The 7,401-nt window shown below is 70.4% G+C and carries 8 protein-coding genes and 1 pseudogene; 7 read left to right on the top strand and 2 right to left on the bottom strand.

What is annotated here, in order from left to right; all coding sequences use genetic code 11:
- Positions 1–177: 177 nt before the first annotated feature.
- Entirely contained in the window at positions 178–861 is a 684-nt protein-coding gene (locus AB0917_RS32730) for a glycerophosphodiester phosphodiesterase family protein (RefSeq protein ID WP_366823346.1), read from the bottom strand.
- A gap of 294 nt (positions 862–1,155) precedes the next feature.
- Here AB0917_RS32730 and AB0917_RS32725 point away from each other — a divergent pair, with 294 nt between their 5' ends.
- The 4 genes from AB0917_RS32725 to AB0917_RS32710 all read left to right on the top strand — a co-directional run bounded on the left by AB0917_RS32725 (position 1,156) and on the right by AB0917_RS32710 (position 5,085).
- A complete protein-coding gene (locus tag AB0917_RS32725; RefSeq protein ID WP_366823345.1) occupies positions 1,156–2,553 on the top strand; it encodes a DUF6421 family protein in 1,398 nt (465 codons plus the stop codon).
- Between the two features lie 26 nt (positions 2,554–2,579).
- A complete protein-coding gene (locus tag AB0917_RS32720) occupies positions 2,580–3,347 on the top strand; it encodes an SDR family NAD(P)-dependent oxidoreductase (RefSeq protein WP_366823344.1) in 768 nt (255 codons plus the stop codon).
- On the top strand, positions 3,344–4,405 hold the full coding sequence (locus AB0917_RS32715; RefSeq protein ID WP_366823347.1) for a low specificity L-threonine aldolase: 1,062 nt from the start codon (positions 3,344–3,346) through the stop codon (positions 4,403–4,405). Before AB0917_RS32720 ends, AB0917_RS32715 begins: the two co-directional genes overlap by 4 nt.
- An 80-nt stretch (positions 4,406–4,485) precedes the next feature.
- Positions 4,486–5,085 carry a transglutaminase-like domain-containing protein gene (locus tag AB0917_RS32710; RefSeq protein ID WP_366823343.1) on the top strand — a complete coding sequence of 200 codons (600 nt, stop codon included), beginning with the start codon at positions 4,486–4,488 and terminating at the stop codon, positions 5,083–5,085.
- 45 nt (positions 5,086–5,130) lie between these two features.
- Here AB0917_RS32710 and AB0917_RS32705 read toward each other — a convergent pair whose 3' ends face one another.
- Positions 5,131–5,853, bottom strand: a complete 723-nt coding sequence (locus AB0917_RS32705) for a lysophospholipid acyltransferase family protein (RefSeq protein ID WP_366823342.1) — start codon at positions 5,851–5,853, stop codon at positions 5,131–5,133.
- A gap of 205 nt (positions 5,854–6,058) precedes the next feature.
- On the opposite strand from AB0917_RS32705, the gene AB0917_RS32700 reads away from it, so the two are divergent.
- The 3 genes and pseudogenes from AB0917_RS32700 to AB0917_RS32690 all read left to right on the top strand — a co-directional run.
- On the top strand, positions 6,059–6,409 hold the full coding sequence (locus tag AB0917_RS32700; protein ID WP_366823341.1) for a thioredoxin family protein: 351 nt from the start codon (positions 6,059–6,061) through the stop codon (positions 6,407–6,409).
- Between the two features lie 196 nt (positions 6,410–6,605).
- A complete protein-coding gene (locus tag AB0917_RS32695) occupies positions 6,606–7,115 on the top strand; it encodes a flavin reductase family protein (protein ID WP_366823340.1) in 510 nt (169 codons plus the stop codon).
- 203 nt (positions 7,116–7,318) lie between these two features.
- Positions 7,319–7,401, top strand: a pseudogene (locus AB0917_RS32690) (electron transfer flavoprotein subunit beta); the annotation flags it as partial.

The following is a 7,401-nucleotide window of genomic DNA, read 5'->3' as shown; positions in this document are numbered from 1 at the left end:
CACCTCGCGGCGTTGCCGAAACGCCCGAATCGCTCCGCGATGAGGACGTTCCAGCGCCTTGCGATGCACCGCACCAGACGCCGCGGCCTCTCCGGCCCTGATCCGCCGGACACACCCTAGGCGCAAGCCCCCGGGTTCGGGCAGGCGGACGCCACAGGGGAGCGGGGCGCACCGGCTTCAGGCGGTGAAGCGGCCCGTACGGCGGATCTCGGGGAAGTCCGTGGTCGCGCCGTCCAGCCCCAGCGCCCGCGCGAGGCGCAGATGGTCCTGGGTGTTCACCACCCAGCCGATCACCTTGAGGCTCTCCGCGTGCGCCTGTTCCACGACCTCCAGGGTGAGCCGGCGGATGTTCAGCGCCAGTGTCGCCGCGCGCGCCGCCTTCGCCCGCTCCACGACGTCCCCGCCCCAGTGGCTGGCGACGAGGACCGTACGGACCCCCGGCACCAGCCGGGCGATCTCGGCGACGGCCTCGTCGTGGAACGAGGAGACCTCCACCCGCCCGACCAGATCGCGGGCCAGGATCACCTCCGCCAGGACCCTGGCGGCCGCCACGTCCTTGATCTCGGCCTGGAGCGGGGCGTCCACCGCGTCCAGGACCTCCTCGAAGACCGGGACCCGTTCCCCCTTCCCGGCGTCGAGCTCCCGCAGCTCCGCCAGGGTCTTGCCGGCGATCGGCCCGGTGCCGTCGGTCGTGCGGTCCACGTCGGCGTCGTGCATCACGGCGAGAGCGCCGTCCTTGCTGAGGTGGAGGTCCAGCTCGATGGCGTCCATCCCGGCCGCTTCCGCGCGGACGAAGGAGCGCAGGGTGTTCTCGGGCTCGACGCCCATCACTCCGCGGTGACCCAGGGTGAGAAAGGACAAGGCGACCTCGTTTCCGCCGGCGGCCGACCGCCGACTGCTGCTGCCCGCACGGAGCTACGGCACTACGGAACTGGGGAGGGTAGTGGCCGGGGCCGTGGATGTCTGCCACCGTGCGGGCCCGGTCGGCCGGAGGGGGCGGGGGCTGATGGAACTGTGCGCACGACCGGCTTACGACAGGAAAAACGGCGGTGACCATAGGGGGTCGGCAGGATAATCTCCAGGGCTTCACTTGTGTGAAGCAACCCGGCGCGGCTACGGTGGCTCTACGCGAGGTTCTCCCGTGGAGGAAGTGTTATGACGGAAATTCTTGTGCACGATGCCACCGACGGCGCGATAACTACTGCCCCCCGGGTGGTCGAGCACCCGGCCTGGCCCGCGCTCAGGGATGCCGTCGAGGAGATCCGCCCCTGGCAGTCCAAGGACGGCTCCATCGACTTCGACGCCGAGGGCGCACCGTCCCCCGCCACCGTCGAGCGCGTCGTCGAGCGGGTGATCGGCGCGGTGGAGGAGCTCTCCCCGCTGCTGCCGCACGACGCCGAATACCACCGTGCGCTCGTCACCGACCTGCGCCGCTGGGCCGCCGACGGCTTCCGCGTACCGGACTTCCTGGACTCGCTGCTCGCCTTCCAGCCCGCGCGGAACCGTGTCGACGGCCTCCAGCACCTGGTCGTCTTCCCGATGTACACGCAGAACGGCAACCCGGACCGCAACGTCGAAGCGGTCGTGCTGAAGATGGTCTGGCCCGAGTGGCTCGCCGACCTCGAAGCCACCCGCTACGACAACCCGCTCTTCTGCGGGATCACCTTCGAGGACTTCACCGCCGGGTACGACACCAACTCCGCGGTGCTCTTCCCCGAGACCATCGCCGTGCGCGAGGCCCCCGAGCGCTTCAGCTGGGGCGGCATCTTCTGCGACCGCGAGGCCGCCCGCTTCCGCCGCGTCACCGAGGCCTCCGTCGAGCTGCTCGGCCTGGAGCTGCCCGAGGACATCCGCGAGATGGTCGGCGACCAGCAGCGATGCGAGCAGGCGTTCGTCCTGTGGGACATGGTCCACGACCGCACCCACAGCCACGGCGACCTGCCGTTCGACCCGTTCATGATCAAGCAGCGCCAGCCGTTCTGGATGTACGGCCTGGAGGAGCTGCGCTGCGACCTCACCGCCTTCAAGGAGGCCGTGAAGCTGGAGGCCGAGGGCAACGCGCACGGCCGTGACGTCCAGTACGCGGTCCTCTTCGACCGGATGTTCCGCTTCCCCGTCACCGGCGAGCGCGTCCGCAACTACGACGGCCTCGGCGGTCAGCTGCTCTTCGCCTACCTGCACAAGCACGACGTCGTCCGCTGGACCGACAACACGCTGAAGATCGACTGGGAGCTGGCCCCCCAGGTCACCAACCAGCTCTGCGCCGAGATCGAGAAGCTCTACCGCGACGGCATCGACCGCCCCAAGCTGGTCCACTGGTTCGCCGCCTACGACCTGGTCTCCACCTACCTCGCCCCGCACCCCGGGTCCACCTGGGCCAAGGGTCCCGACGCCCTGGACCTCACTCAGCCCCCTCGCAAGCTCGTCGACGACGTGCTTCCGGACGAGTTTCCCCTGAGCATGTTCTATGAGGCGCTCGCCAAGAAGCTGAAGCACGTGATTGCCTCCACCAAGGGAATCACCGCCGCGAGCGCCGAGCAGGCAGCCGCGTGAACGCATCTCCCGAGGAGGCGGTGGCCATGAACAAGACCGGTAAGGGTGAGGGGACAGGTGTGCTCGAAGGTGCTGTGATCGCGGTCGCCGGAGCGGCGGGGCCCGCGGGCCGCGCGACGCTGCTGCGACTGGCGGAGGCCGGTGCGACCGTCGTCGGCTGCGACGCCAATCCTGAGCGGCTCGCCGAGGCGGTGGACGCCGCCCGCTACGCCCACGGCGGCGCGACCGTCACCGGGGAGACCGTCGACCTGTTCGACCTCGACGCGGCCCGGGACTGGGCCCAGCGGACCGAGGCTGAGTTCGGCCGGATCGACGGCCTGGTCCACCTCGTCGGCGGCTGGCGCGGCAGCGCCACGTTCCAGGAGACCAGCCTCGCGGACTGGGAACTGCTGGAGAAGCTGCTCATCCGCACCGTCCAGTCCACCTCCCTGGCCTTCCAGGAACCCCTCCAGCGCAGCGACAAGGGCCGGTACCTGCTGATCAGCGCCGCCGGTGCCGGCAAGCCCACCGCGGGCAACGCCGCGTACTCCGCCTCCAAGGCCGCGGCCGAGGCCTGGACCCTCGCGCTCGCCGACGCCTTCCGCAAGGCGGGGGGCGAGGACGGCCCCGCGGCCGCTGCTGCGATCCTGGTGGTCAAGGCACTGGTGAACGACGCGATGCGCGCCGAGCGCCCGAATGCGAAATTCGCGGGCTTCACCGACGTCGCGGAGCTGGCCGAGGCCATCGCCGGCGTCTGGGACGAGCCCGCCCCCGAAGTGAACGGAAGGCGCCTGTGGCTGACCCCGCAAACGTGAGGACCGACGCGCGAGCGCACCACGACCCGCAGGTGCGCGGGTTCGCCAGCGACAACTACGCCGGCGCGCACCCCGAGGTCCTCGCGGCCATCGCCCTCGCCAACGGCGGCCACCAGGTCGCCTACGGCGAGGACGACTACACCGGCCACCTCCAGCGCGTCATGCACAGCCACTTCGGCCCCACCGCCGAGGCCTTCCCGGTCTTCAACGGCACCGGAGCCAACGTGGTCGCCCTCCAGGCGCTCACCGACCGCTGGGGCGCGGTCATCTGCGCCGAGTCCGCGCACATCAACGTGGACGAGGGCGGCGCGCCCGAGCGGATGGGCGGCATCAAGCTCCTGACCGTACCCACGCCGGACGGCAAGCTCACCCCCGAGCTCATCGACCGGCAGGCGTACGGCTGGGAGGACGAGCACCGGGCCATGCCGCAGGCCGTCTCGATCACCCAGAACACCGAGCTGGGGACCGTCTACACCCCCGACGAGATCCGCGCCATCTGCGACCACGCCCACGAGCGCGGCATGAAGGTGCACCTCGACGGGGCCCGGATAGCCAACGCCGCCGCCTCCCTGGACGTGCCGATGCGGACGTTCACGAACACCGTCGGCGTCGACGTGCTGTCCTTCGGCGGCACGAAGAACGGCGCCCTGTTCGGCGAGGCCGTCGTGGTGCTGAACCCCGACGCGGTCCGGGCGATGAAGCACCTGCGCAAGCTCTCCATGCAGCTCGCCTCCAAGATGCGCTTCGTCTCCGTCCAGCTGGAGGCGCTGCTCGCCAAGGACCTGTGGCTGCGCAACGCCCGGCACGCCAACGCCATGGCCCAGCGGCTCGCCGAGGGCGTCCGGGCGATCGACGGCGTGGAGATCCTCTACCCGGTCCAGGCCAACGCCGTCTTCGCCCGGCTGCCGCACGCGGTCAGCGAGCGGCTGCAGAAGCGCTTCCGCTTCTACTTCTGGGACGAGACCGCCGGCGACGTCCGCTGGATGTGCGCGTTCGACACCCGGGAGGACGACGTCGACGCCTTCCTCCAGGCACTCAAGGAAGAGATGGCCCGGTAGCGGACCCTTCCATTGCATGAGTATGCGGCCGACCGGAAATCGATTGATTCCCGGTCGGCCGCTTCGTACGCTCCGGGGCCATGGAACTGATCCAGCAAACCCCGGACATCGCCGCCTATCTGGCCGCCGACGAAGTCATCGACCACGGACATCCTGTCGTGAGGGAGACGGTGGCCGAGCTGACGCACGAGGCCGACGACGCATACACATACGCCCGTACCGCCTTCGCGTACGTACGCGACACCATTTCGCACTCCGCGGACTCGGGCGATCCACGCGTCGCCCGGCGCGCCTCCGAGGTCCTCGCCACCCGCAACGGCATCTGCTACGCCAAGTCCTTCGCGCTCACCGCGCTGCTCAGGGCCCGCGGTATCCCGGCGGGGCTCTGCTACCAGAGGCTCACCGACGACGACGGGACCGGCCCGGGGGTGCACGGCCTGGTGGCGCTGCGGCTCCCCGGCCACGACCGCTGGGCCCGGGTGGACCCCCGGGGCAACAAACCGGGTGTCGACGCGCGGTTCTCCCTCGGGGCCGAGCGGCTGGCCTGGGCGGTACGCGAGGAGATCGGCGAGGTGGACTATCCGGCCCTCCACGCCACCCCGCCCCCCGAGATCCTCCGCGCCCTGCACGGCGTCCGCGACCGCTCGGAACTCCTGCGGAGCCTCCCCACACACCTGTGAGCCCCCGGCGGCGCGCGCCGGGGGCTCACAGGAAAGGCGGGTGGGTCAGCCGAGCTCGCGGACCTGGGCGGGGGTCGGGGCCGTACCGCCGAGATGGGCGGGCACCCACCACGTGTCGGCCGCGTCCTTCGGGCGCACCGGGTACGCCCGCTGAGCGGCCTCCAGCAGCTCCTGCACGCGCTCCCGCAGCCGCCGGGTGATCGCACCGGCGTACTGGTCGGCGGGCGCCTCCACGGGCTCGCCGACCCGGATGGTGATCGGGATGTGGCTGCGCCTGAAGTTGCGCGGCCGCCCCTTGGTCCAGATCCGCTGGGTGCCCCACAGCGCCATCGGGATCAGCGGGACCCCGGCCTCCTGGGCGAGGCGCGCGGCACCCGACTTGAAGCTCTTCAGCGTGAACGACTGCGAGATGGTCGCCTCGGGGAAGACGCCGACGATCTCACCGGAACGCAGCGAGCGCAGCGCGTGCGCGTACGCGTCCTCGCCCTGGTTGCGGTCGACCGGAATGTGCTTCATCCCGCGCATCAGCGGACCGGAGACCTTGTGCCGGAAGACCGATTCCTTCGCCATGAAGCGGACGAGCCGCTTCTGCGGCAGGGCGCCCAGCCCGGTGAAGATGAAGTCGAGATAGCTGATGTGATTGCTGACCAACACCGCGCCGCCGGTCTTCGGGATGTGCTCCGAACCCTGAGTGTCGATCTTCAGGTCGAGCGCCTTGAACAGTGTGCGAGCGGCGCCGATGACCGGTCGATAGACGAGTTCTGCCATCTGGGGAAGACCCTTCTTCAGCGCCTGGGGAGGATTCTCCCGGCGGAAGTTACGCAGCCGTAGGTTTTCGGCATTGTGGCGATGCTGCCCCATGCGCGGGCCCGTGGCCAGTCCCGGTGGGCCCGGAACGCGAGATTCTCGTCACGTGCGCGTCGCCTCCAAGCTGCGGGAATGTCCTGCGGCCGGCCGGTGCTGACTCCTTACGATGAGCTCTGATCAGGAGGCGGCAGTGGACGGCGCGACACCCCGGCAGCGGCTCGACGCGGCCCAACTCGGCGCGGAACTGGGGGAGCGGGCGACGCTCGTACAGTTCTCCAGCGCCTTCTGCCAGCCGTGCCGGGCCACCCGCCGCAGGCTGGTGGAGGTGGCCGCCATGGTCGAGGGGGTCGCGCACATCGAGATCGACGCCGAGGCGCATCTCACGCTGGTGCGGCGGCTCGACATCACGAAGACGCCGACCGTGCTCGTGCTCGACCGCGCGGGCGAGGTGGTCCGCCGCGCCTCCGGCCAGCCCCGCACCGTCGACGTCGTCGCGGCCCTGGGGCGGGCCATATGACGGACCGTGACGCATCTCCCACATGGCGGAACACCCTTGACTGCACCCACCACGCATCGTCAGTCTGACGCTATGCCGCCAGAACTCCTTCTCTACGGCCGGGTCCATGTGGACCTCGCACGCCACGCGAGTGCGCGCTGTCCGGGTGCCTGAGCAACCACGCCCCCGTACGCCCCTCCCGCAGAAGGACACCGTCATGACGGCCTCGCCCGAACTCGCCCCCACCCTCAAGGCCTCGCCGGAGCTTCTGCGCTCCGTCTTCCGCCGCCATGCCGCGGGAGTCGCCGTGATCACGGCGACCGGTGACGGCCGGCCGGTCGGGTTCACGGCCACCTCGCTCAACTCCGTCGCCGCCGAGCCCCCGCTGGTCTCCTTCGGCATCGGGACGTCCTCCTCCAGCTGGCCGGTGCTGGCCGAGGCCGAGCACGTCGGCGTGCACATACTCGGCGAGCACCAGCAGGAGCTGGCCGCCACCTTCGCCCGCAGCGGCGCCGACCGCTTCGGCCCGTCCACCGACTGGAGCAGCGGCCCCGAGGGTGTTCCGCTGCTGGCGGACGTCTCCGCCTGGCTGGTCTGCCGGGTCGTGGCCCGCGTCCCGGCCGGCGACCACCGCATCGTGATCGCCGAGGCCGTGGCCGGTGATCCGTCGGGGGCCGGCCGGCCGCTGGTCTACCACCAGGGGCGCTTCACGGCTCTGCGAGACTGAGGGCGAGCAAGCCGCGCGCAGGGGGCGTTCCGCCGTTGGCAAGGTCACAGTGCGGAGCGCTTGCTCAGGGGTAAGAGACTGGGTGTACTGGCGAGTAATATCGGCTGGGAGCCCGGTCGGCCTGACCGGAAACGGCCCTGTAAGGCGCCTATGCTGCGTGCAACAAGGCAGCCCAGAAATGACGATGCAGTAGGAGAGCCGGCGTGAGCTTGAGGATCGTTGTCTGTGTGAAGTACGTGCCCGACGCGACCGGTGACCGGGGTTTCACCGATGATCTGACGGTGGA

The sequence above is a fragment of the Streptomyces sp. NPDC007346 genome (genome assembly GCF_040703535.1).
Classification (GTDB): domain Bacteria; phylum Actinomycetota; class Actinomycetes; order Streptomycetales; family Streptomycetaceae; genus Streptomyces.
This window is presented reverse-complemented; position numbering and strand designations above follow the sequence as displayed.

Bases quoted from the DNA above. Each gene is read 5' to 3' on its own strand.
- AB0917_RS32725 (WP_366823345.1), top strand. From the start codon at position 1,156: ATGACGGAAATTCTTGTGCACGATGCCACCGACGGCGCGATAACTACT.
- AB0917_RS32720 (WP_366823344.1), top strand. From the start codon at position 2,580: ATGAACAAGACCGGTAAGGGTGAGGGGACAGGTGTGCTCGAAGGTGCT.
- AB0917_RS32710 (WP_366823343.1), top strand. From the start codon at position 4,486: ATGGAACTGATCCAGCAAACCCCGGACATCGCCGCCTATCTGGCCGCC.
- AB0917_RS32705 (WP_366823342.1), bottom strand. From the start codon at position 5,853: ATGGCAGAACTCGTCTATCGACCGGTCATCGGCGCCGCTCGCACACTG.
- AB0917_RS32700 (WP_366823341.1), top strand. From the start codon at position 6,059: ATGAGCTCTGATCAGGAGGCGGCAGTGGACGGCGCGACACCCCGGCAG.
- AB0917_RS32695 (WP_366823340.1), top strand. From the start codon at position 6,606: ATGACGGCCTCGCCCGAACTCGCCCCCACCCTCAAGGCCTCGCCGGAG.